Consider the following 22,619-nt stretch of genomic DNA (forward strand, 5'->3'; position numbering starts at 1 on the left):
GATGAAGCACAAGCAAGCGCTGCGACGCCCGGCACACCTGGGCCTGACCCTTCTCAGCTGCATGAGCCTGTGGGCATGCAGCAGCCAGCCCACTCAGAACAGCCGATTGGCGCTGAACCCGGAACGCCTGGTGCAAAACGCCCCCACCGCGGCCCGTGGTGACATCCAGAGCGGGGGCCGACTCGGCACCCGCCCCGACCCCATCACCGGCTTGCGCGTCGACACCGGCGCCGTCCCCACCTCCAACACCTCGCCCAGCATCGCCGCCTCGCTGGTCAACGCAGCATCGGCTCAGACCGCCACGGGCGACGAAGAGGGCCGGGAAGCCGTGGGCACACCCACCGATCCGCTGCGCGCCGACGCCCCGATCAACCTGTCGGACAGCACCGCCAACCAGGACCTCTGGGGACGTGTGCGCAAGGGCTTCGCCCTGCCCGAACTCGAGACCGACCTCGTCGCCGACCATGAACGCTGGTACGCAGCCCGCCCCGATTACGTCCAGCGCATGACCGATCGCGGCAGCCGTTACCTCTTCCACGTCGTGGAGGAGATCGAGCGCCGCCAGATGCCGACCGAACTGGCCCTGCTGCCCTTCATCGAGAGCGCCTTCAATCCCCAGGCGCAGTCTTCGGCGCGCGCCTCGGGCATCTGGCAGTTCATGCCCGCCACCGGCAAGGACTTCGCGCTCAAGCAGAACATGTTCCGTGATGATCGGCGCGATGTGCTGGCCTCCACCCGTGCCGCGCTCGATTACCTGCAGCGCCTCTACCGTCAGTTCGGTGACTGGCACCTGGCCCTGGCCGCTTACAACTGGGGCGAAGGCAATGTGCAAAAGGCCATCGCCCGCAACCAGCGAGCCGGCCTGCCCACCGACTACCTGAGCCTCAACATGCCGCCCGAAACGCGCAACTACGTGCCCAAGTTGCACGCGGTCAAGCACATCGTGGCCCGCCCTGAGGCCTTCAATCTCACCCTGACGCCGGTGGAAAACCACCCCTATTTCGTCAGCGTGCCCATTCAGCGCGACATGGACCTGACCCTGGCTGCCCGCCTGGCCGGCCTGCCCGCCGATGAGTTCAAGGCACTGAACCCTTCCCAGAACAAGCCGGTGATCCTGGCAGCCGGCACCCCGCAGGTTCTGCTGCCGTACGACAACGCCAACCTCTTCGTGCGCAACCTCCAGAATCACCGCGGCCCGCTGGCCTCGCTGACCGCCTGGGTTGTGCCCCGCACCATGCGTCCGGCCGACGCCGCACGCGAAGTGGGCATGAACGAAGGCAGCTTGCGCGAGCTCAACCACATCCCACCCAAGATGCTGGTGAAGGCCGGATCGACTCTGCTGGTGCCGCGATCAGAGCAACGCGCTCAGGACGTCTCCGAGTCGCTGGCCGACAACGCCATGATGGCCCTGGCACCCGACGTGCCACCGCTTCGACGCATCAACTTCAAGGCCGGCAAGCGCGACACCGTGGCCTCCGTGGCCAGCCGCTACAAGGTCACGCCACAGCAGGTGGCCCAATGGAACCGCGTGGGCACGAAGGCTAGCTTCACGCGGGGACAGGCCCTCACGGTCTACGTGCCCGCGGGGCGCCCGAACACCCAAGTGGCATCCGTGGCGGTTCGCAATGCCAAGGACAACAAGGACAGCAGGGACAACCGCAGCACCACTCGCTCGCAGCCCCTTCGCGGCAATGCCAAGGTGGTCCGGATCGCCAGCGCGGCCCCTGTCGGCAACAAGGGTGCCAACCGCAGTGCGGCCCGCACGCCCAGCAAGCCCTCGGCACCGGCCGCTCGGGCTCGCGTGAGGGTGGCCAGCGCACGCTGATGCCCTCTGGCGACGCACGCACCAGCACATGAAAAAGGGGCCCTGCAGGGGCCCCTTTGCTTTGGGTCGATGCCCGCCAGCGGTCAGACCGCCCCGTTGGCCATCATCAAGATGGCAATCGACAGACCCAGGCCCAGGAACCAGACCAGGCTGCGCACCATCGCCAGGTTCATCAGGTAGACGGCAACGTACGCCACGCGCACGGCCACAAAGGCGAGCGCCAACTGATCGATGCGGGCCTGGTCCGCATGGGCCTGCTGAGCCAGCACCACCGCAGCGATGAACAGCGGCAGTGCTTCGAAGCCATTGGCCTGAGCTGCCACTGCACGCGCCTGCCAACCCTGCACCTTGGCAGCCCACTCACGAGGGTGGTGGTTGTCGTAACCGTTCTGATTGCGCCGGCTCTTCAGGCCAAAGCTGGCCTTGGCCATGCCCACGGTCAACACCGGCAGCACACACGCTGCCACCACACACCAATTGGCGATGCTCATGCACGTCTCCTTGGCCTCTCGGGCCTGTTGGAATGGATCAAGGGCACCGATCGAACACGCTCAACGGCGGTCCATGAACGCGTGGGCGATCGTCCCAAGGTCAACATACTCCAGTTCGCTGCCCACGGGCACGCCACGGGCCAGCCGTGTCACCTTCAAGCCCCGGTTTCGCAACTGCTCGCTGAGCACATGGGCCGTGGCCTCGCCTTCGGCGGTGAAGCTGGTGGCCAGAATCACCTCCTGGACCAGGCCATCGCTGGCCCGCTCCAACAGCGCGGCCAGGCCGATGTCGCGGGCGCCCAGGCCATCCAGCGGGCTCAAGCGCCCGAGCAGGACAAAGTAGTGCCCCTTGTAGCTGCCCGTGCGCTCGAGCGCAGCCTGATCGGCCGGGGTCTCGATGACACAGAGGAGGCTGCCATCGCGCCCCTCGTCCTGGCACACGTCGCACACGGGCGCGCGGCTGAAGGTGTGGCAACGCTGGCAATGCCCGATGTCTGACACGGCGCCTTCCAGCGCCCGGGCCAGCTTGAGCGCCGATGGGCGATCATGCTGAAGCAGGTGGTAGGCCATGCGCTGGGCGGATTTCTGCCCCACGCCCGGCAGACAGCGGAGGGCGTCGATCAAGGCGTCCAGGGCGGAATCGGCCATTCAGCACCAGCCAGATCAGAACGGCAGCTTCATGCCGGGCGGCAAGGGCATGCCCGCCGTCAGCTTGCCCATCTTCTCGGCGCTGGTGGCTTCGGCGCGGCGCACGGCGTCGTTGAACGCGGCGGCCACGAGGTCTTCCAGCATGTCCTTGTCATCGGCCAGCAGGCTGGGGTCGATGGTGACGCGCTTGACCTCGTTCTTGCAGCTCATGACGACCTTGACCAGACCGGAGCCCGACTGGCCCTCGACGTCGATCAGGGCCAGTTGCTCCTGGGCCTTCTTCAGGTTGTCCTGCATCTGCTGGGCTTGTTTCATCAGGCCCGCGAGTTGTCCTTTGAGCATGGCTCATCCTTTCTTGCGCAAAACGCGATTGTCGCCGGGAACACCGGCAGAGGCTCAGACCACCTTGATCGAGCCATGTGCGATCCGTGCCCCGGGGAAGGTGGCGAGGAGGCTTTGCACCAGAGGATCGCCCTGGATCAGGTCCTCGGCCGCAAACTGGCGCTGTTCTCGCGCCACCTGCTCTCGCTGGGCGGGGGTGTTGAAAGCCTTGCCTGCGCCGATCTCCAACACCACCGGCACCGCCAGCACCTGGCCCATGGCCTGACCCAGCCGCTCCCTGAGGGCATCGCTGCGGAGGTTCTCTCGCTCGACCTGCAAGCGCCAGTGGCTCTCGCCGCCCTGGTCCGCCTGGGCCAGACATTGAGCCTGCATGGCGAGCTCTCGCACCAGGGCCGTGACCAGCCCTTTGGCGTTGAGTTCATTCACCAGAGCGCCCCAGCGCTCACCCAAGGGATCCTCTCCGGGGGCTGGCAGGCTGAGCGACACCGTCCGCACGGTGGGAGCCTGCGCTGCGGTGGGCTCCGAATCGGCCCAGGCCGGTTCGTCCTGCTCACCAGGGCGCGACGACGACACCATCTCGTCCATGGGCATGGGTGGTTCGTTGTCGGCCCAGCCATCGGGCTCGCCCGGCGGGATGTCGTCCCAGGGGGGCGCCTCGGATGACGAGGCCTGCGAACGCGCAGGCGGAGCCACCTGCTGAGGCGGTGCCGCACGGCGGGCTGGCTCCGTCGGCGATGCCACAGGCGGCACGGGGGGGGCCGCATGCGCTGCGGGCGACGGCACGGGGGGCAGCGCAACCACCGGCGGAGCCTGCGGCGCCGGCGCAGCGGAGTGCGCCACCACGGGGGGCACAGCGCCCACAGGCGCCACAGGGGCCGAGACAGGCACAGAAGGGACGGGACGCGTCACTGGCGCGACGCTCACCCCTCGGCTGCCTGCGGGCCCGGCAGCCTCACGTGGCGCTGCCGGGCCCGGTGCTTTTGGGGGCGAAGCGCCCTGCCCTGGCTTGAAGGCCAACAGGCGCAGCAACAGCATCAAGAGCCCGCTGTATTCGTCGGGGGCCAGGGCCAACTCGGCGCGTCCTTGCAGGCACAGGCTGTAGAACAGCTGGGTTTCGTCGGGGGCCAGCAAGGGCGCCAGCCCCTGCCAGATGGCCGCATCCGGGTCCTCGGGGTCCAAGGCCTGGGGCACCGCCTGCAGGACGGCCATGCGCTGCAAGGCGGTGGCCAACTCCTCGAGCGTGCCCGATGCCGACAAACCAGCGTGACGCAAGGCATCCACACTGGCCACCAGTCCGGCCCCATCGTTGGCGGCCACGGCCTCGACAATGCGTTGCACATGCTGGCGGTCGACCGACCCCAGCATCTGGCGCACCGCGCCCTCCTCCAGTTGCCCACCGCCAAAGGCGATGGCCTGATCAGCCAAGGACATCGCATCGCGCATCGAGCCTCGGGCCGCGCGCGACAGGAGGCGCAAGGCGCCCATGTCGAAGCCGATGCCCTCGATGCCGAGCACATGCTGCAGGTGTTGCAGGACGGTTTCAGCGGCCATGGGCCGCAGGTTGAACTGCAGGCAGCGCGAAAGCACCGTGACGGGCACCTTCTGGGGGTCGGTGGTCGCCAGCACGAACTTGAGGTAATCCGGCGGCTCCTCCAGCGTCTTGAGCATGGCGTTGAACGCCGTGTTCGAGAGCATGTGCACTTCGTCGATCATGTAGACCTTGAAGCGTCCCACGACCGGCTTGTAGACCGCCTGCTCGAGCAGCTGCGAGATTTCTTCGACACCGCGGTTCGACGCGGCATCCAGTTCCACGTAATCGACAAAGCGCCCGGCGTCGATGTCGCGGCAAGGCTGACACTGCCCGCAGGGCGAGGCGGTGATCGTGCCACTCCCTTCCGGGCCCACGCAGTTCAGCGACTTGGCCAGAATCCGTGACACCGTGGTCTTGCCCACACCCCGGGTGCCTGTGAACAGGTAGGCGTGGTGAAGGCGCTGTTGCGTGAGTGCATTGCCCAGTGCCTGAACCACGTGCCCCTGACCGACCATGCTGTCGAAGCCCCGAGGACGGTATTTGCGTGCGAGAACCATGGAAGTCATGACGCGATTCTAGGTGCTCCTTCCCCCCCGGATTGCGGGGCGCTGTGTTGGTCCTTTCGGACACATCTGGTGACAAGTCCACCCACAAAGTTAACCTGAATTGCCAGGCAGGGCTATCCAGCCCGGGCTGCGCCCCCTACAATTTCAGCTGACGCGAACAGTGAAACGCGTCACGGTTCGCGGGTATTCCCGTGCACCCTGGAATCGAATTCCCGGTTGACTCGATCTCGCCAGGCCCGGTGAAGACGAGTGCAGTCGCCGAACAACCTTGAGTGGGCCTGTTGTGATGTCATTTGAAAATCTGGGGTTGGTCGAACCTCTGTTGAAAGCGGTTCTCGAAGCCGGTTACACGACGCCAACCCCGATCCAGGCACAGGCCATTCCGGCCGTGCTCAAAGGTGGGGACCTCCTCGCCGGCGCCCAGACGGGCACAGGCAAGACCGCAGGCTTCACCCTCCCCTTGCTGCACAACCTGGTCCAATCGACCAGCCGTCCCGCTGCGGGTACCAAGCGCCCGATCCGTGCCCTGATCCTGACCCCGACGCGCGAACTCGCCGCCCAGGTCGAAGAAAGCGTGCGCGTCTACGGCAAGTACCTCCCCATCAAATCGATGGTGATGTTCGGTGGTGTGGGCATGAACCCGCAAATCGAAGCCCTGCGCCGTGGTGTCGACGTGCTCGTGGCCACCCCTGGCCGCCTGCTGGATCACCACCAGCAAGGCACGCTGGACCTGAGTCAGGTCGAGTACTTCGTGCTCGATGAAGCCGATCGCATGCTCGACATGGGCTTCATCCACGACATCCGCCGCGTGCTGAATGTGTTGCCCCCGAAGAAGCAGAGCCTGCTGTTCTCGGCCACCTTCTCCGACGAGATCAAGGCCCTGGCCGAGCGCCTGCTGAACCAGCCTCAGATCATCGAGGTGGCCCGCCGCAACGCGACCGCCGACACCATTGCCCAGAAGATCCACCCGGTCGATCGCGACCGCAAGAAGGAACTGCTGACCCACCTGATCCAGTCGAACAACTGGCACCAGGTGCTGGTGTTCACGCGCATGAAGCATGGCGCCAACAGGCTGGTGGAGTTCCTGGTCAAGCAAGGCGTGACGGCCATGGCCATCCATGGCAACAAAAGCCAGAGCGCCCGCACACGTGCGCTGTCGGAGTTCAAGTCCGGTGAACTGCAAGTGCTGGTCGCGACCGACATCGCAGCACGCGGCATCGACATCGACCAATTGCCCCATGTGGTGAACTTCGAGCTGCCCAACATCGCGGAAGACTACGTGCACCGCATCGGCCGCACGGGCCGTGCAGGCGCCGAGGGCGAGGCCGTCTCCCTGGTCTGCGTCGACGAAGAAGGCTTCCTGGCCGACATCGAAAAGCTGATCAAACGCAGCATCCCACGCGAAGTGGTGGCGGGCTATGAGCCCGACCCGCATGCACGCCCCGAGCCGATTCAATTGGGTCGCCGTGTGCTGCATGGCGGCGCAGGCTCCCGATCGGGTGGCGGTGGGCGCTCCGGCGGTCAGGCACCCCGCGGCAACGGCGGAAGCAATGGCCAAGGACGCAACAACGGACGCGGAGGCTCTTCGGCCCGCCCCGAGCAGCGTGGCAGCGGCGATCGGCCCTCTGCTGGTCAGGCAACATCGCTGCGACACCGCAGTCGCTGAATGCACGGAAGGGGGGCGATGGCCTCCTCCTTGCGCAGATCGACGAGAACCGGGCTCTGCCCGGTTTTTTCATGGCCCATCCACGCAGAGAATGACGGACAACAAAAAGCCCGGACAAGCCGGGCTTTTTTCTGTCGGACTCGCCAGCCCGCAGGCCGGCAAGCTGAACCCGATTACTTGGAGGCAGCGGCCGAAGCAGCGGCAGCAGCCTTCTTGGCGGCCTTGTGATGGGCCTTCTTGGCAGCCTTCTTGGCGGGAGCCGAAGCAGCGGCAGCAGGAGCCGAAGCAGCGGTTTCAGCGGCGAAAGCGCCCACAGCGAACATCGAGGCAATCAGGGCGGCGATCAGTTTTTTCATGGTTCACTCCGAATGAGGAAAGAGGCACGTTGGTGTGTGTGACAACCCGTTCTTGGCCGGGTTGTGAGGTTTCAACGTGGCATGCAGAAGGTCCGTTGACACCTTCCGCACATTTTTTGCTCATTCGAAATGGCCTTCACGCAGCCATTTCGTCGCCACCCACTTTTCTCCTCGCACCACGGGCGCCCCGCCATGCAGGGTGCCTGTGGAAGGCTCGGGCGAGCCGTAGGCAAAAAACACCGCCTGGCCGGCCACGGCGCTCACGCTGAGCCCAGCATCTGGAAAGACGGTGGCACCGCCCTCCTCCGGGGTGTTCAGGTACATCACCAGGGTCGCCACACGCTGCCCCCCGCGGCGAAGGATGCTGGAGGTGCCGGCGTGATCCGGGTCGAAGTAGTCGTAGTGGGCCTTGTATTCGGCGCCCGGCGCGTACCGCAGGACCTGAAGGCCCTCGCCATGGTCGACGGGCCAACCCAGCAAGGCGGCAATGCGCGCCTCGATGCGCCGACACAGGGGGGTCTCACCTCGCTGGAAAAACATGCCCTGGCTGGTCCGGGCCCGGTTGACCTCGCTGCCTCCGGTTTCGTTGACGACCGTCTCCGAGCGAGACAGCCTGGGGCGTGCCTCGTCGATCAGGGCTGCGCATTCGGCTGGGCTCAGCATCTGCCCCAGGATGGCCACGCGCGGATGCTGCAGGCTCGCCAGCACCTGCACCGCATGGCCGCCCTGGTCTTCCCACTGGCTGAGGCCTTCCGGAACGCACAACTCGGGTAGGGCACGAGGCATCGCCCCCTCAGGCCGCATCCCTTCAGCCAGGGCCCGTGCTGCGACGCCGGGCTCCCAGCCGCTGCGCTCCATGGCCTCTTGCAGGGCCAAAGGTGGCTGACCAGCCTCGGTCTGCTCGCGTATCCACCGGAGCAAGGCCGGTGTCACCAACTGATCGACCATGCTGAACGACCTCAATCCACCAGGCGCCGGCGGAAAACCAGGCGATCCGGCTCCGAGGCTGCTGCGTCGTGGGCATAGCCTTCCGCGTCAAAGTCCAGCAATTGGGCGGGCGTGCGGGCCCGTTGAACGATCGCATGACGCGCCATGAGGCCGCGGGCACGCTTGGCATGGAAGCTGATGATCTTCCACTGCCCCGCCTTCCAGTCCTCGAAGACACACTCGACGACGCGGGCGCGCAGGGCCTTTCGCTTCACTGATTTGAAGTACTCCTGCGAGGCCAGGTTGAGGACCACATCGTCGCCCTGGGCTGCAAGGCGCTGGTTGAGGTGCTCGGCCAGTGTGTCACCCCAGAAGGCATACAGGTCCTTGCCACGCGGGTTGGGCAGACGGGTGCCCATCTCGAGGCGATAGGGCTGCATCCAGTCCAGCGGGCGAAGGACACCGTAGAGTCCCGACAGGATGCCCAGGTGCTCCTGCGCCCAGTCGAGGTCGGCCTGGCTCAGGGTGTTGGCATTCAGGCCTTCATAGACATCGCCATTGAAGGCCAGCACGGCCTGCTTGCTGTTGGAGGCAGAGAAGGTCGGGGTCCAGGTGGCGTAGCGCGCCACGTTCAGCGCCGACAGCGCGTCGCTCAGGTCCATCAGGCTGGCGATCTGCGCCGGCGTGTAAGGCTGCAGCACCTCGATGAGTTCGGACGAAGCGGCAGTGAACTGAGGCAAGGTGTGCTTGCTGGTGGTCGGTGGGGTGTCGTAGTCGAGGCTTTTGGCCGGAGACAGCAGGATGATCATGTCGGGTCAGGGCGAGGTGCGGCCAGGCAGGGCATGCAGGCCGGCAAGAAGATGCTTGGATTCTGCCGGATCCACCGCGTCGCCAGCGTGTCGGCAGCATTCTTGAGCGAATCGTCGGGCGGCGTCGCCCCACTCAGCGGCCTGTCGCACCATCGATCGCACCACTTCCCGGAGGTGCTTCACACCAGGGCGCCCCCGGGGAGGCCCAAGCCACCTAGAATCAAGGCCTCCCACATGCTGCGCCGCGCCTGGCGCCTCCCCCATGGCCATCTACCGCATCAAAGATCAGGTTCCAGACGTCCACCCCGTGGCCTTCGTGGCGGAATCCGCCGACGTGATCGGTCAGGTCCGGCTGGCACGAGGCAGCAGCATCTGGCCGCAGGCCGTGCTGAGGGGGGACAACGAGCCCATCACCGTGGGTGAGCGTTCCAACATCCAGGAATGCGCCGTGCTGCACACCGACGTCGGCTTTCCGTTGACCATTGGCGCCGACGTCACCGTGGGTCACCAGGTCATGCTGCATGGCTGCACGGTGGGTGACGGTGCCTTGATCGGCATCCAGGCCGTGGTGCTCAATGGCGCGGTGATCGGCAAGGAATGCCTGGTTGGCGCAGGCTCGCTGGTCACGGAAGGCAAGGTGTTCGAAGACGGGATGCTGATCCTCGGCTCGCCCGCCAAGGCCGTGCGCCCCCTCACCGATGCCGAGAAAACCCGCATGCGCGTCGGCACGGCCATGTATGTGAACAAGGCGGTCCAGTACAAGACCGATCTGGTGCGCGTTGACGCACCGTCAAAGTGAAAAATCCATGAGTGAATTGCACAAGTTCCTGTTCGAAGGCCTGCCCGTGCGCGGCATGATCGTCCGCCTCACCGATGGCTGGCAGGAGCTGCTTCGCCGACGCGAAGAAGGTGAACCTTTCGATGCGCCTTTGCGACGCCTGTTGGGCGAAATGAGCGCGGCCGGCGTGCTGATGCAGGCCAACATCAAGTTCAACGGCGCGCTGGTCTTGCAGATCTTTGGTGACGGCCCGGTGAAGCTGGCTGTGACCGAAGTCCAGCCCGACCTGGCTTTCCGCTCGACCGCCAAGGTCGTGGGTGAACTGCCTGCCAGCGACAATGGGCACCTGCCCCTGGAGGTGATGGTCAACGTGGATGGCAAGGGCCGTTGCGCGATCACCCTCGACCCGCAGGACCGACAGCCCGGCCAACAGCCCTATCAGGGCGTGGTGCCACTGCATGGCGACCAGAAGGAGCCCCTGCACAAGCTGAGCGAGGTGCTGGAGCACTACATGCTGCAGTCCGAGCAGCTGGACACCCGCCTGGTGCTGGCCGCCAACGACGAAGTGGCCGCCGGCCTGCTGATCCAGCGCATCCCTCTGGAAGGCGAAGGCAACCTGGGCGCCAAACTGTCTCAGGAAGATGAGATCGGTCTGAACGAGCACTACAACCGCATCGCGCACCTGGCCTCGACCCTGAGCCAGGAAGAGCTGTTGACGCTGGACGTCGACACCATCTTGCGCCGACTCTTCTGGGAAGAGGACGTGCGCCATTTCGAGCCCATGGCCGGCCCCACCGCCCCTCGCTTTGCCTGCACCTGCTCACGCGAACGCGTGGCCCAGATGCTGCGCGGCCTGGGGGCGGAAGAGATCGAAAGCATCATCGCGGAACAAGGCCAGGTGGACATCGGCTGCGAGTTCTGCGGCCAGCACTACCAGTTCGACCCGGTCGACGCCGCAGGGCTCTTCACCGACGGTGGCGTGACCCCACCGGGTTCCTCCCGCCTGCAGTGACACCCCAGGCAAGGCCAGGCGCCCTGCCCCATCCGCCTGCGTGATTCAGCTGCGGGGCAGCCAATGCTGCTCGCAGTCGCCATCGTCGCAGCGCTCGCAGACCCAGCGCCAGGTGCTGGGGCCTGCAGACCGGCGCACACGGGCCGACTCGTCGAGCAAGTGCGTCACCAAAGACAGGCCGCGCTCAGCCCGGGTGTCACCCTGACCGGCCACCACCCCATAGCCCACCCCCATGCGTTGCAGGGCCTGGCGGATCAGGTCATCCACAGGCTCGCGGACATGGGGGCCATCGCGTTGATGCCCGTCTGCCTGCCATGCCAGGTCAAGCGAGGTGAGCAGGGTCAGGTCGGCCTGCCGATGAGCGGCCTCGGCCATCGGATAAAGGCTGCGGTCACCGAACACGAACTCGCTGTAGATCGCGATCATGAGCGCAGAGGTGTCGGCGATGACCACATCGTGCGTGTCCGCCGCGCGGGCGATCAGGCGACTCTGTTCGGCGGCGATGCCCAACTGCTCTTCCACACGGGGCGTGCGACCGGCCTGGTCACAAAAGCCTCGCAACCACTCAGGCACCATGACCGCATCGACCCCACCTGCCTGCAGGCGTTGCACGATGGCTTCGCACAAGGTGGTCTTGCCGGTGCTCTCGGCCCCCAGCACCACGATGACGGTGCCACTCATGCTGCAGGGGCCTCGGCGCGCGCCAATGCTCGCCATGCTCGCCAGCCCCACGCCGACAGCAAGGCGAACACAGCGTACAACCACACCGTGAGCCAGAGCTGCTTGTGGGCGAACAGGGCCATGCTGAAGAGGTTGACGGCGAGCCAGCAGGGCCAGTTCTCCACTCGCTTGCGCGCCAGCAGCCATTGGCCCAACAGGCTGGCGGCGGTGGGAAGGGCATCGGCGAAAGGCACGTCGGAGTCGGTGAAATGACGCAGCAGCAGCCCCAGTGCAGGCCAGGCCAACAACAGCACCAGCAGGGCCCCGGCGCGCTGCCTGGCCGTGAGCCAGGACACCGATTCGCCGCCCTGGCTGGCGTCACCCTTGAGCCATTGCCGCCAGCCCCAGGCAGAGACCAGCACGAACACCAGTTGCAGACCCGCCTCGCCGTACAGCCCGGAGCGCAGGAAGAGCAGGCCATACAGCACCGAGCTCAGCATCGCCAAGGGCCAGCCCAGCGGATTGACACGCAGATTGCAGGCCACCATCCAGAGCGACAGCACACAGGCCACGCCTTCCAGTCGGCTGACGGGGACCGCCCAGGCGGTGAACCACGGCAAGAGTGACCAGTCCAGCCAGGCGAGCCCGGCAGCCAGCAGCGCAGAGCCCGACATCAGTGGCCGGCGGAGGGCGCAGAAGGAGTGGGTGCGGTCACTTCCGGCAGGCGACTCGTGAGTTGCACGAAGACCTCGTCCGGCTTGACCATGGCCAGCTCGGTGCGGGCTTTTTCCTCGACCATCTCCAGACCTTCCTGGAGGTCGCGCACCTCGGCGGCCAGTTGCTCATTGCGGGCCTGGGCTTCGTCGTTGACCTTTTGCTGGGCCTGGAGTTGCTGGCTGAGCTTGGCCACGCGCGGCACGCCGCCCTTGCCGAACCAGAGTTCGGCATGCACCACGGCCAAGAGGGCGAGCAGGATGAAGGTGGCAATGCGCATGGCGCGCAAGCTTAACAGAGGCCGCAGTCACCCCCCTCCCGTCAGCGCTGCGATCAACGCCCGAGCACCATGAAAAAAGGGCCTCAAGGGCCCTTTCATGGTGACGCAGCATGGGCACCGCACGGCGCCCTGCCCTCGCCGAATCAGCGCAGGTTGTAGAACGCGCTGCGGCCGGGGTAGACGGCCACGTTGCCCAGGTCTTCTTCGATGCGCAGGAGCTGGTTGTACTTGCTCATGCGGTCGGAACGGCTCATCGAACCGGTCTTGATCTGGCCCGCGTTGGTGCCCACGGCGATATCGGAGATCGTGTTGTCTTCGGTTTCGCCAGAGCGGTGCGAGATCACGGCGGTGTAGCCGGCGCGCTTGGCCATCTCGATGGCGGCAAACGTTTCGGTCAGGGTGCCGATCTGGTTGATCTTGATGAGGATCGAGTTGGCGATGCCCTTGTCGATGCCTTCTTTCAGGATCTTGGTGTTGGTCACGAACAGGTCGTCACCCACGATCTGGACCTTCTTGCCCAGGCGCTCAGTCAGGTGCTTCCAGCCATCCCAGTCGCCTTCGGCCATGCCGTCTTCGATCGAGATGATGGGGTACTTGTCGCACCAGGTGGCCAGCATGTCGGTCCACTGCTCGGCGCTCAGCACCAGGCCTTCGCCTTCCAGGTGGTACTTGCCGTCCTTGTAGAACTCGGAAGCGGCGCAGTCCAGGCCCAGGGCGATCTGCTCGCCGGCGGTGTAGCCAGCGGCTTCGATGGCCTGCAGGATCAGCTGGATGGCTTCTTCATGGCTGGCCACGGAAGGAGCGAAACCGCCTTCGTCGCCCACGGCGGTGCTGATGTGCTTGTCGTGCAGGATCTTCTTCAGCGCGTGGAAGACCTCGGCGCCGTAGCGCAGGGCTTCGCGGAAGGTCGGGGCGCCCACCGGCAGGATCATGAATTCCTGCAGGTCGAGGTTGTTGTTGGCGTGAGCGCCACCGTTGATGACGTTCATCATCGGGACGGGCAACTGCACGGCACCCATGCCGCCGAAGTAGCGGTACAGGGGCAGGCCGGCTTCTTCGGCGGCGGCACGGGCCACGGCCATCGACACGGCCAGCATGGCGTTGGCACCCAGGCGGCCCTTGTTGTCGGTGCCGTCGAGGTCGATCAGGGTCTTGTCCAGGAAGGCCTGCTCGGCAGCGTCCAGGCCCAGCACGGCTTCGGCGATTTCGTTGTTGATGTGCTCGACGGCCTTGAGGACGCCCTTGCCCAGGTAGCGGGACTTGTCGCCGTCGCGCAGTTCGATGGCTTCGCGCGAACCGGTGGAGGCACCCGAGGGCACGGCAGCACGGCCCATGACGCCGCTTTCGAGCAGCACGTCGCATTCGACGGTGGGGTTGCCTCGGCTGTCGATGATCTCGCGGCCGATGATGTCAACGATGGCGCTCATCTGGGAATCCTCAAGAAATAAGAATGGTGTTGAACAAAGGAAAACTCGGGCCTGCGGCCGATGCCGGCGACGTTATAACCGACCCGAGGGGCGCCCGGTGCGTGCAAACCACACCCATCCGGACGGTGCCAGGCCACGCGTGCGCGTGGTTCAGGCGGAGAAGTCGGTTTCCAGGAAACCGTTCTTCTTGGTGATGCGGTCGAGTTCGACCAGGGTTTCGAGCAGGGCCTTCATGTGCTTGAGGGGAACGGCGTTGGGGCCGTCGCTCCAGGCCTTGGCGGGGTCCGGATGGGTCTCCATGAAGAGGCCGGCCACACCCGCGGCCACACCTGCACGCGCCAGCACCGGCACCATCTCGCGGGCGCCGCCGCTGGCGCCGCCCAGGCCGCCGGGCTTTTGCACCGAGTGGGTCACGTCAAAGACCACCGGGGCGCCAGACTTGCGCATCTCGGCCAGGCTGGTCATGTCGGCCACCAGGTTGTTGTAGCCGAAACTCACCCCGCGCTCGCAGGCCAGGAAGAGATCGGGCGACAGGCCGGCTTCCACTGCGGCAGCACGGGCCTTGTCGATGACGTTCTTCATGTCCCAGGGCGCGAGGAACTGGCCCTTCTTGATGTTGACCGGCTTGCCCGACTTGGCCACCGCACGGATGAAATCGGTCTGGCGGCACAGGAAGGCCGGGGTCTGCAGCACGTCGACCACGCTGGCGACTTCGGCCACCTGCGATTCGTCGTGCACGTCGGTCAGCACCGGCAGACCGGTCTGGCGACGCACCTCGTCGAGGATCTGCAGGCCCTTCTCCATGCCCACGCCACGGGCGGTCGTGCCCGAGGAGCGGTTGGCCTTGTCAAAGGAGCCCTTGTAAATCAGCGGGATGCCCAAGGCCGTACAGGCCTCCTTGAGCCGACCCGCCACTTCAAGGGACAACTCCAGCCCCTCGATGGAGCAGGTGCCCGCGATCAGGAAAAAGGGATGCTCAAGGCCAGCGTCAAAACCGCAGAGTTTCATGGGGAGTGCTTCCTGTCGGCCCGATCAGGCCTGGATGTTGGCGGCCTGGTGTGCCAGGGCGGCCTTCACGTAACTGGTGAACAGCGGGTGGCCGTCCCAGGGGGTGGACTTGAACTCGGGGTGGAACTGCACGCCGACGTACCAGGGGTGGACGCTGGTGGGCAACTCGACCATCTCGGTCAGCTTTTCGCGCTGGGTGATGGCCGAGATGACCAGACCGGCTTCGCGCAGCTTGTCGAGGTAACGTTCGTTGGCCTCGTAGCGATGGCGGTGGCGCTCGGTCACGACCGGGCCGTAGATCTCGTGGGCCAGGGTGCCAGGCAGCACATCGGAGCTCTGGGCGCCCAGGCGCATGGTGCCGCCCAGGTTGGAGCTGGCGTCGCGCTTCTGCACGGTGCCATCGGCGTCCAGCCACTCGTCGATCAGCGCGATCACGGGGTGCGGCGTGTTGGGCTCGAACTCGGTGGAGTTGGCGTCGGTCAGGCCGGCCTTGTGGCGCGCGTACTCGATGGTGGCCACCTGCATGCCCAGGCAGATGCCCAGGTAAGGGATGCCGTTTTCGCGGGCGAACTGGGCCGCCACGATCTTGCCTTCGACACCACGCTTGCCGAAGCCGCCGGGCACCAGGATGGCGTCGTACTGCTTGAGCTGGCTGGCGGTCTCGGCCGTGAGCGTTTCCGAATCGACGTATTCGATGTTGACGCGGGCATGGTTGTGGATGCCGGCGTGGCGCAGCGCCTCGTTGAGCGACTTGTAGGAGTCGGACAACTCGGTGTACTTGCCACACATCGCGATGGTGATGGCGCCCTTGGGGTTCTCGACCTCGTAGACGAGGTTGTCCCAGCGGCTGAGGTCGGCCGGTTTGGTCTGCAGCTGCAGCTTGGTGCAGATGAGGTCGTCGAGGTGCTGCTCGTGGAGCATGCGCGGCACCTTGTAGATGGTGTCGGCATCCCACACGGAGATCACGCCCGATTCGGCCACGTTGGTGAAGAGCGAGATCTTCTCGCGCTCGTCATCGGGGATGGCACGGTCGGCACGGCACAGCAGCGCGTCCGGCTGGATGCCGATTTCGCGCAGCTTCTGCACGGTGTGCTGGGTCGGCTTGGTCTTCAGCTCGCCCGCGGCCGCGATGAAGGGCACGTAGGTGAGGTGAACGAAGGCGGTGCTGGCAGGCCCCGACTTCAGGCTCATCTGGCGGGCGGCTTCCATGAAGGGCAGCGACTCGATGTCGCCCACGGTGCCGCCGATTTCGACGATGGCCACGTCAACCGCTTCGGGTGTGCCCACACCGGCGCCACGGCGCACGAAATCCTGGATCTCGTTGGTGATGTGGGGGATGACCTGGACGGTCTTGCCCAGGTAGTCGCCGCGGCGTTCTTTTTCAAGCACGCTCTGGTAGATCTGGCCCGTGGTGAAGTTGTTGGGCTTCTTCATCCGCGTGGTGATGAAGCGCTCGTAGTGGCCCAGATCGAGGTCGGTTTCAGCGCCGTCGTCGGTCACGAAGACCTCGCCGTGCTGGAAAGGCGACATGGTGCCGGGATCCACGTTGATGTACGGGTCCAGCTTGATCAGGGTGACTTTGAGGCCACGCGATTCGAGGATGGCGGCCAGTGACGCAGCGGCGATGCCCTTACCGAGGGAGGACACCACACCGCCGGTGACGAAGACAAACTTGGTCATGTTGCGCAAAAGCGTTCGCTGTTGAACGAACGCTGCGGTGGTAAAGAGGCATTATAGGTGCTCAGGCCCCCTTCACGGCGCCCGCATGCGTGGATTGGTGCACGACGCCTGGCGTGCGGGGCGCCGCATAATGCCGCGCTCTGCCCGGCTTCGGGCGCCTGATAACGGAGACGCCCTTGCTGTTTTTGCTCCGCATGCTGCTCTTGAGCGCGCTGTTCGTCGTGGCCAGTGTGCTGGGTTTGCTGGTTGGCCTGCTGCGCCCCTTCAACCCCGACAACAGCCGGGTCTGTGCCCGCCTCTACAGCCGCCCTGCCCTGCGCATCCTGGGGTTGAGGGTGAAGCGCGAAACCGAGTCGCTGCGCCACCACCGCCGTCCGGCCGTGATCGTGAGCAACCACCTCTCTAACCACGATCTCTTCGTGTTCGGGCGCGTGGTGCCGGAACGCACGGTGAGCCTGGGCAAGAAGAGCCTGAAGTGGCTGCCGCTGTTCGGGCAGCTCTATTGGTTGGCCGGCAATGTGCTGATCGACCGGGGCAATGCGGTCAAGGCCAAGCAGGCCATGCTGGCCGTGACCGAGGCGCTGCAGCAGCACGACCTCTCGATCTGGGTGTTTGCCGAAGGCACGCGCAACCACGGCAAGGGGCTGGCCCCCCTGAAAAAAGGCGCCTTCGTCATGGCGATCAATGCGGGGGTGCCCATCGTGCCGGTGTGCGCCAGCACCTATGTGACGCACATGAAACTGAACCGCTGGCACAGCGGTGACGTGGTGTTGCGCTCGCTCGACCCCATCCCCACGACCGGCCTCACGCTGGACGACGTGCCGGCGCTGATGGAACGCTGCCGCACCCTGATGGTGGAGTGCATCGCCACGCTGGACGCCGAGGTCGCCCAGGCGGCCGCCGCTCGGGGCCACTGACCACACCCGGGTGACCGGGCTGCGGGTTCAGCCGTTGGGAGCGCTGATCTTGCTCAGTGGGTTCATGGCCTGAGGCTGGGCGCTGGTAGCGCCGGTGTTCAGGTCAGGCTGGTCGCCACTCCAGGTGGGATCGGGAATCGAGTCGAACACCTGCTGAAGACGCTGGCCCCAGCTGCTGCGGATCATGCGGAAGTAGCTGTTGCTCTCGTCGATGTGGATGAGCTTGTCGACCTTGAGCGCATTGGCCTCGTACACCAGCAGGTCGAGCGGCAGACCGACCGAAAGATTGGACTTCAGGGTGGAATCCATCGAGATCAGCGCGCACTTGGCGGCCTCCTGCAGCGGCGTGCGTGGGGTGACCACGCGGTCGATGACGGGTTTGCCGTACTTGGATTCGCCGATCTGGAAGTAGCAGACGCCGTCGATGCCGGCTTCGACGAAATTGCCAGCAGCGTAGACGTTGAACAGGCGCATGGTTTCGCCCTGGATCTGGCCGCCAACGATGATGCTGCAGTTGAAGTCGATGCCATGCTTTTTGAGGGCCTCGGCGTCGCGGGCGTGGACCTTGCGCACGGCACTGCCCACGATGCGGGCCACGTCGAAGAGGCTCTTGGCCGTCCAGACGGTGACAGGCTCTCCATCCGAGCCCTCGATGGTTTCATTGGCCAGCAGCTGCTTCACCGCCTGGGTGATGGCCAGGTTGCCGGCCGTCAGCAGGACGATCACGCGTTCGCCTGCCTTTTCGTAGACCGTCATCTTGCGGAAGGTGCTGATCTGGTCCATGCCCGCGTTGGTGCGTGAGTCAGACAGGAAAACAAGCCCGGCTTCAAGCCGCATGGCAACGCAATAGGTCATGATGAAAACACCGCTTTGAGTTTGTAGAGCGCGTCCAGCGCTTCACGAGGGGTCAGGGTATCCGGATCGATGCCGGCCAGCAAGGAGAGGGTCTGGGCATCCGCAGGGCTGAGTGTCTCACCTGCCGGAGCAGCCAGGGCGCTGCCGGAAGCGGCCAGAGCCTCGGCATCGAAGCCAGGCGCCACAGGGGCGGCAAAAAGGTCGATCTGGGTTTCGTGCTGCTTTTGCTGCGCCTCGAGGGATTCGAGCGTGGCGCGGGCCTGACGGATCAGGGTGTGGGGCATGCCGGCCAGGCGGGCCACCTGCACCCCGTAGCTGCGGCTGGCGGGGCCGTGCTGCAGCTCATGGAGGAAGACGATGTCATCCCCCGCCTCGGCCACCCCCACGTGCACGTTGATCGCACGAGGGTGCTTCTCGGGCAGCGAGGTCAGCTCGAAATAGTGGGTGGCGAACAGGGTGAAGGCCTTGTTCTTGTCGTGCAGGTAGCTGGCGATGGCTCCTGCGAGCGACAGCCCGTCGAAGGTCGAGGTGCCGCGGCCGATCTCGTCCATGAGCACCAGCGAGTGCTCGGTGGCCGTGTGGACGATGGCTGCGGCCTCGGTCATCTCCAGCATGAAGGTGGACTGGGCGTTGGCCAGGTCGTCGGCCGCGCCGATGCGGGTGTGGATGGCGTCGATGGGGCCCAGTCGGCAGGCGGCGGCCGGCACGTAGGAACCCATGGCCGCCAGCAGCGCGATCAGGGCCACCTGGCGCATGAAGGTCGACTTGCCGCCCATGTTGGGGCCGGTGATGACCATCATGCGGCGGTTGGCGTCGAAACGGCAGTCGTTGGGAATGAAGGCCGCGCCGGTGGTTTCCATCAGGCGGGCTTCGACCACCGGGTGGCGGCCCTTTTCGATCTCGATGCAGGGCTGGTTGACGAACTCAGGGCGGGCCCACCCCAGGGTGGCGGCACGTTCGGCCAGGGCGGCCAGAGCGTCGAGCGTGGCCAGGGCCCGCGCCAGGGTGCCGAGGGTGGCGATGTGGGCCTGGAGAAAGTCGATCAGCTGGTCGAACAGGGCCTTTTCGCGCGCCAGGGCACGCTCCTGGGCTGACAGGGCCTTGTCTTCGAAGGCCTTGAGTTCGGGCGTGATGAAGCGCTCGGCGTTTTTCAGGGTCTGGCGTCGCTGGTAGTCGAGCGGAACCTTGTCGGCCTGGCTTTGCGTGACCTCGATGTAGAAGCCGTGGACCTTGTTGAACTGCACGCGCAGGTTGTGGATGCCGGTGCGTTCGCGCTCGCGGGCCTCCATGTCGAGCAGGAAGGCGTCGCAGTTCTGGGAGATGGCGCGGAGTTCGTCGAGATCGGAATCGAAGCCATGGGCGATGACGCCGCCGTCGCGCAGCAACACCGCGGGGGTTTCCAGCAACATGGCCTGCAGGCGCTGCGCCATGGCCGCATCGGGCTGCAGCGCACCGTGCAGCTGGGCCAACAGGGGTGTGGTCTCGGCCACGCGCTCGCGCAAGGCGGGCAGACCCAGCAGGGTGTCGCGCAGACCGGCCAGTTCACGGGGACGCACCTGGCGCAAGGCAATCCGTGCGGTGATGCGCTCGACATCGCTCATCTGGCGCAGCGCTTCGCGCAAGGCTTCGTATCCCTGCTCGTGCTGCGCGGGGGCCAGCAGGCAGGCGATGGCGTCCAGCCGGCTCCTGGCCACAGCGCGCTCACGAAGCGGCTGTGTGAGCCACAGGCGCAGGGCTCGGCTGCCCATGCCGGTGCGGCACGTGTCGATCAGCGACAGCAGCGTGGGCGCGTCTTCACCACGCAGGGTCTGCGTGAGTTCAAGGTTGCGCAGGGTGGCCGGGGGCAGGTCCAGCAGCTCGTTGGTGCGGGGCACATCGAGCGAGGCCACATGCGACAGCGCCCTGCCCTGGGTGTGCTCGGCAAAGCTGAGCAGTGCGGCCGCGGCCGACTGCGCCAGGGCCATCTCCTGGGCGCCCCAGGCCTGCAGGTTGCTCACCTGCAGTTGTTCGCACAGCTTGCGGGCGCCCAGGCCGGTGTCGAACTGCCAGCTGGGGCGCGGGGTCATGGCGGTGCCGCGGCCCTGGCCCAGCATGGGCTGCAAGGTTGGCGGCACGCGCTCGCGGTCGTACAGGATTTCAGCGGGTTGCAGGCGCGCCAGCCAACCGGCGAGGTCGCGCTCGGTGCACTCGGTCAGCCCCAGGCGACCGCTGGAGAGCCCCAGCCAGGCCAGGCCACAGGGCACCGCGTGCTCGGCGTGGCGGCCGCGCTTGTCCATCACCACCGCCAGCAGCAGGGCGTCGGCGCGCTCGTTGAGGAGTTCGGCATCGGTCAGGGTGCCGGGTGTGACCACCCGCACGACCTTGCGCTCCATCGGGCCCTTGGTGGCCCCAGGCTCGCCAATCTGCTCTGCAATGGCCACCGATTCACCCAGGCGGATGAGCTTGGCGAGGTAGGTTTCGACCGCATGCACGGGCACACCGGCCATGACCACCGGCTCGCCGGCAGACTGGCCGCGCACGGTCAGGGTGATGTCGATCAGGCGGTTGGCTTTGCGTGCGTCATCGTAGAAAAGTTCGTAAAAGTCCCCCATCCGATAGAAGACCAGGGTCTCGGGGTACTCCAGCTTGATGCGAAGGTACTGGGCCATCATCGGGGTGTGCTTCTCGAAGCCCGCCGCGCTGTCGACCACTTTTGTCTTGTCCTTGTCCATCCGTCACCTTGCACGCTGTGCACAGCCAGCCCTCAGTCACATGCGCTGACAGCCGGCAGGGCCATCCAGGGCCCTGAAACCAAAGGCGCGGATTTTAAGCGCCCGGCACTGTGTCGAGCCCGATACCGAGCCTTCACATTACACGACCAGCTGGACACAGTGCCTTTGCACAGGCACCCCATCATCACCAGGGCACTCTTCCCTGGCCCATGACACCCGTTCTTGCTGTTCCTCTCGCCCTGTCGTCCGGCCTGCCCTGGCGCGCGCCAGCGAGGCCCGCCACATGCGCCAGCAAGGGCTTCACGCTCATCGAATTGATGATCACGGTGGCGATCGTGGCCATCCTGGCGGGGGTCGCGATGCCCGCGTACACCCGCTACATCATGCGCGGTCGCATCCCGGAGGCGACGGCCACCCTCGCGGCCTGGCAAATCAAGATGGAGCAGTGGTTCCAGGACACCCGCAGCGTCTACGCCTCTGGGAGCACCAGCGCCTGCGGCGTGTCCACGCCCACCGCCACCAGCAGCTTCAGTTTTGCCTGCACCCCGTCGTCGTCCAGCAGCTACCAACTCAAGGCCACCGGCCTGGGCAGCATGGCCGGTTTCGCCTACACCGTGGACCAGGACGGCAACAAGACGTCGGTCATCACGGCCAGCGGCTGGGCGGCCACCTCGAACAGCTGCTGGATCACGCAACCCGGCGGCCAGTGCCCATGACAAACCGATCCGGTTCACAGCGGGGATTGGGTCTGGTCGAGCTGATGGTGGGTCTGGCGGTGATGGCCATGGCCCTGGGTTATGCCCTGCCCTCCTTCGCAGACTGGCTGCGCAACGCCCGCGTGCGCAACGCCGCACTGGCGGTGCAAGGCGGCCTGCAATTTGCCCAGGCCGAGGCTGCACGTCGCAATCAGTTGGTGCGCTTTCAGTTCACCAGCACGCAAGACGCTTCCTGCCAACTCCAGGCCACGGGGCCTCACTGGCTGGTCAGCCTGTCTGTGGCAGACGGCAGCGGGCAGAGCACCTCGCCTGCGGGTGCGTGCGGCCAGGCCATTGCCGACACGAACGCGCCGTATGTGTTGCAGCGCAGCCCTGCCTTGCCAGCGAACTCAACCTTGTCCATGGTGGGCAGCACGGCCCTGATCGGTTTTGATGGCCTGGGGAGGCTCAACAGCCTGGGCGGCCAGGCCGTCACCACAGGCCTGACCGTGAATGTGGGCAGCAGCGATGGGACCTGCGCGGCAGCAGGGGGCACGGTGCGTTGCCTGAGGGTGCAGGTCAGCAGCGCAGGCGAGGTCCAGTTGTGCGACCCGGCACGCAGCGACACCACCGACCCCATGTCCTGCCCCACCACCAGCAACTGAATCGCCATGCACTTTCGCGCCGCCTCCGCTTCGTCCGCACGCAGTTCATCCCGCCC

General features: G+C 65.9%; 22 protein-coding genes. 7 read left to right on the top strand and 15 right to left on the bottom strand.

Annotation, left to right across the window (positions count from 1 at the left end; all coding sequences use genetic code 11):
• Position 1 precedes the first annotated feature (1 nt).
• Positions 2 to 1,825 carry a transglycosylase SLT domain-containing protein gene (locus tag QZ994_RS02555; RefSeq protein WP_290867759.1) on the top strand — a complete coding sequence of 608 codons (1,824 nt, stop codon included), beginning with the start codon at positions 2 to 4 and terminating at the stop codon, positions 1,823 to 1,825.
• Between the two features lie 83 nt (positions 1,826 to 1,908).
• On the opposite strand, the gene QZ994_RS02560 is transcribed toward QZ994_RS02555, so the two are convergent.
• Genes QZ994_RS02560 through dnaX form a run of 4 tightly spaced genes read right to left on the bottom strand, consistent with a single transcriptional unit; the run spans position 1,909 to position 5,403 of the window.
• Entirely contained in the window at positions 1,909 to 2,316 is a 408-nt protein-coding gene (locus QZ994_RS02560) for an MAPEG family protein (RefSeq protein WP_290867763.1), read from the bottom strand.
• Between the two features lie 60 nt (positions 2,317 to 2,376).
• Complete coding sequence (gene recR / locus QZ994_RS02565) at positions 2,377 to 2,964, bottom strand: recombination mediator RecR (protein WP_290867766.1); 588 nt, start codon at positions 2,962 to 2,964, stop codon at positions 2,377 to 2,379.
• A gap of 15 nt (positions 2,965 to 2,979) precedes the next feature.
• Complete coding sequence (locus QZ994_RS02570) at positions 2,980 to 3,306, bottom strand: YbaB/EbfC family nucleoid-associated protein (RefSeq protein ID WP_290867769.1); 327 nt, start codon at positions 3,304 to 3,306, stop codon at positions 2,980 to 2,982.
• Positions 3,307 to 3,360: 54 nt separating this feature from the next.
• Positions 3,361 to 5,403 (bottom strand): DNA polymerase III subunit gamma/tau, encoded by a 2,043-nt coding sequence (dnaX, locus tag QZ994_RS02575; RefSeq protein WP_290867772.1) that lies wholly within the window; start codon positions 5,401 to 5,403, stop codon positions 3,361 to 3,363.
• 286 nt (positions 5,404 to 5,689) lie between these two features.
• Here dnaX and QZ994_RS02580 point away from each other — a divergent pair, with 286 nt between their 5' ends.
• Entirely contained in the window at positions 5,690 to 7,069 is a 1,380-nt protein-coding gene (locus tag QZ994_RS02580; protein ID WP_290867775.1) for a DEAD/DEAH box helicase, read from the top strand.
• Between the two features lie 173 nt (positions 7,070 to 7,242).
• Here the strand turns inward: QZ994_RS02580 and QZ994_RS02585 are convergent, their stop codons facing one another.
• From QZ994_RS02585 to yaaA, 3 genes are all read right to left on the bottom strand, one after another.
• Positions 7,243 to 7,425 carry a hypothetical protein gene (locus QZ994_RS02585; protein ID WP_290867778.1) on the bottom strand — a complete coding sequence of 61 codons (183 nt, stop codon included), beginning with the start codon at positions 7,423 to 7,425 and terminating at the stop codon, positions 7,243 to 7,245.
• A 120-nt stretch (positions 7,426 to 7,545) separates the two neighbouring features.
• Positions 7,546 to 8,211, bottom strand: coding sequence for a 2OG-Fe(II) oxygenase (locus QZ994_RS02590; protein ID WP_290867781.1), 666 nt, complete (start codon positions 8,209 to 8,211; stop codon positions 7,546 to 7,548).
• Between the two features lie 173 nt (positions 8,212 to 8,384).
• On the bottom strand, positions 8,385 to 9,161 hold the full coding sequence (gene yaaA / locus QZ994_RS02595; RefSeq protein WP_290867784.1) for a peroxide stress protein YaaA: 777 nt from the start codon (positions 9,159 to 9,161) through the stop codon (positions 8,385 to 8,387).
• Positions 9,162 to 9,423: 262 nt separating this feature from the next.
• Here yaaA and QZ994_RS02600 point away from each other — a divergent pair, with 262 nt between their 5' ends.
• Positions 9,424 to 9,960, top strand: a complete 537-nt coding sequence (locus QZ994_RS02600) for a gamma carbonic anhydrase family protein (RefSeq protein ID WP_290867788.1) — start codon at positions 9,424 to 9,426, stop codon at positions 9,958 to 9,960.
• A gap of 7 nt (positions 9,961 to 9,967) precedes the next feature.
• Entirely contained in the window at positions 9,968 to 10,951 is a 984-nt protein-coding gene (locus QZ994_RS02605) for an Hsp33 family molecular chaperone HslO (protein WP_290867791.1), read from the top strand.
• Between the two features lie 45 nt (positions 10,952 to 10,996).
• On the opposite strand, the gene QZ994_RS02610 is transcribed toward QZ994_RS02605, so the two are convergent.
• The 6 genes from QZ994_RS02610 to QZ994_RS02635 form a co-directional block, all read right to left on the bottom strand.
• Positions 10,997 to 11,632 (bottom strand): ATP-binding protein, encoded by a 636-nt coding sequence (locus QZ994_RS02610; RefSeq protein ID WP_290867793.1) that lies wholly within the window; start codon positions 11,630 to 11,632, stop codon positions 10,997 to 10,999.
• Complete coding sequence (pnuC, locus tag QZ994_RS02615) at positions 11,629 to 12,285, bottom strand: nicotinamide riboside transporter PnuC (RefSeq protein ID WP_290867796.1); 657 nt, start codon at positions 12,283 to 12,285, stop codon at positions 11,629 to 11,631. The genes QZ994_RS02610 and pnuC overlap by 4 nt, the downstream gene beginning before the upstream one ends.
• Positions 12,285 to 12,605: a cell division protein FtsB gene (gene ftsB / locus QZ994_RS02620; protein WP_290867799.1), complete on the bottom strand. Its 321-nt coding sequence runs from the start codon at positions 12,603 to 12,605 to the stop codon at positions 12,285 to 12,287. Before ftsB ends, pnuC begins: the two co-directional genes overlap by 1 nt.
• A gap of 143 nt (positions 12,606 to 12,748) precedes the next feature.
• A complete protein-coding gene (eno, locus tag QZ994_RS02625; protein WP_290867801.1) occupies positions 12,749 to 14,032 on the bottom strand; it encodes a phosphopyruvate hydratase in 1,284 nt (427 codons plus the stop codon).
• Positions 14,033 to 14,182: 150 nt separating this feature from the next.
• The gene (kdsA, locus tag QZ994_RS02630; RefSeq protein ID WP_290867803.1) at positions 14,183 to 15,040 is read right to left on the bottom strand and encodes a 3-deoxy-8-phosphooctulonate synthase; all 858 of its coding nucleotides are present in this window, start codon (positions 15,038 to 15,040) and stop codon (positions 14,183 to 14,185) included.
• 24 nt (positions 15,041 to 15,064) lie between these two features.
• Positions 15,065 to 16,720: a CTP synthase gene (locus QZ994_RS02635; RefSeq protein ID WP_290867805.1), complete on the bottom strand. Its 1,656-nt coding sequence runs from the start codon at positions 16,718 to 16,720 to the stop codon at positions 15,065 to 15,067.
• Between the two features lie 176 nt (positions 16,721 to 16,896).
• Here QZ994_RS02635 and QZ994_RS02640 point away from each other — a divergent pair, with 176 nt between their 5' ends.
• On the top strand, positions 16,897 to 17,637 hold the full coding sequence (locus QZ994_RS02640) for a 1-acyl-sn-glycerol-3-phosphate acyltransferase (RefSeq protein WP_290867807.1): 741 nt from the start codon (positions 16,897 to 16,899) through the stop codon (positions 17,635 to 17,637).
• 27 nt (positions 17,638 to 17,664) lie between these two features.
• On the opposite strand, the gene QZ994_RS02645 is transcribed toward QZ994_RS02640, so the two are convergent.
• Both QZ994_RS02645 and mutS read right to left on the bottom strand, forming a co-directional pair.
• Positions 17,665 to 18,492: a proteasome-type protease gene (locus QZ994_RS02645; RefSeq protein ID WP_290867810.1), complete on the bottom strand. Its 828-nt coding sequence runs from the start codon at positions 18,490 to 18,492 to the stop codon at positions 17,665 to 17,667.
• Positions 18,489 to 21,203 (bottom strand): DNA mismatch repair protein MutS, encoded by a 2,715-nt coding sequence (gene mutS, locus QZ994_RS02650; RefSeq protein WP_290867812.1) that lies wholly within the window; start codon positions 21,201 to 21,203, stop codon positions 18,489 to 18,491. The genes QZ994_RS02645 and mutS overlap by 4 nt, the downstream gene beginning before the upstream one ends.
• 209 nt (positions 21,204 to 21,412) lie before the next feature.
• Here mutS and QZ994_RS02655 point away from each other — a divergent pair, with 209 nt between their 5' ends.
• On the top strand, positions 21,413 to 21,919 hold the full coding sequence (locus QZ994_RS02655) for a type IV pilin protein (protein ID WP_290867815.1): 507 nt from the start codon (positions 21,413 to 21,415) through the stop codon (positions 21,917 to 21,919).
• Positions 21,916 to 22,563 (top strand): Tfp pilus assembly protein FimT/FimU, encoded by a 648-nt coding sequence (locus QZ994_RS02660; protein WP_290867817.1) that lies wholly within the window; start codon positions 21,916 to 21,918, stop codon positions 22,561 to 22,563. The genes QZ994_RS02655 and QZ994_RS02660 overlap by 4 nt, the downstream gene beginning before the upstream one ends.
• The last annotated feature ends 56 nt before the right edge of the window (positions 22,564 to 22,619 follow it).

The organism is Aquabacterium sp. (assembly GCF_021768455.1).
Classification (GTDB): Bacteria; Pseudomonadota; Gammaproteobacteria; order Burkholderiales; family Burkholderiaceae_C; genus Aquabacterium.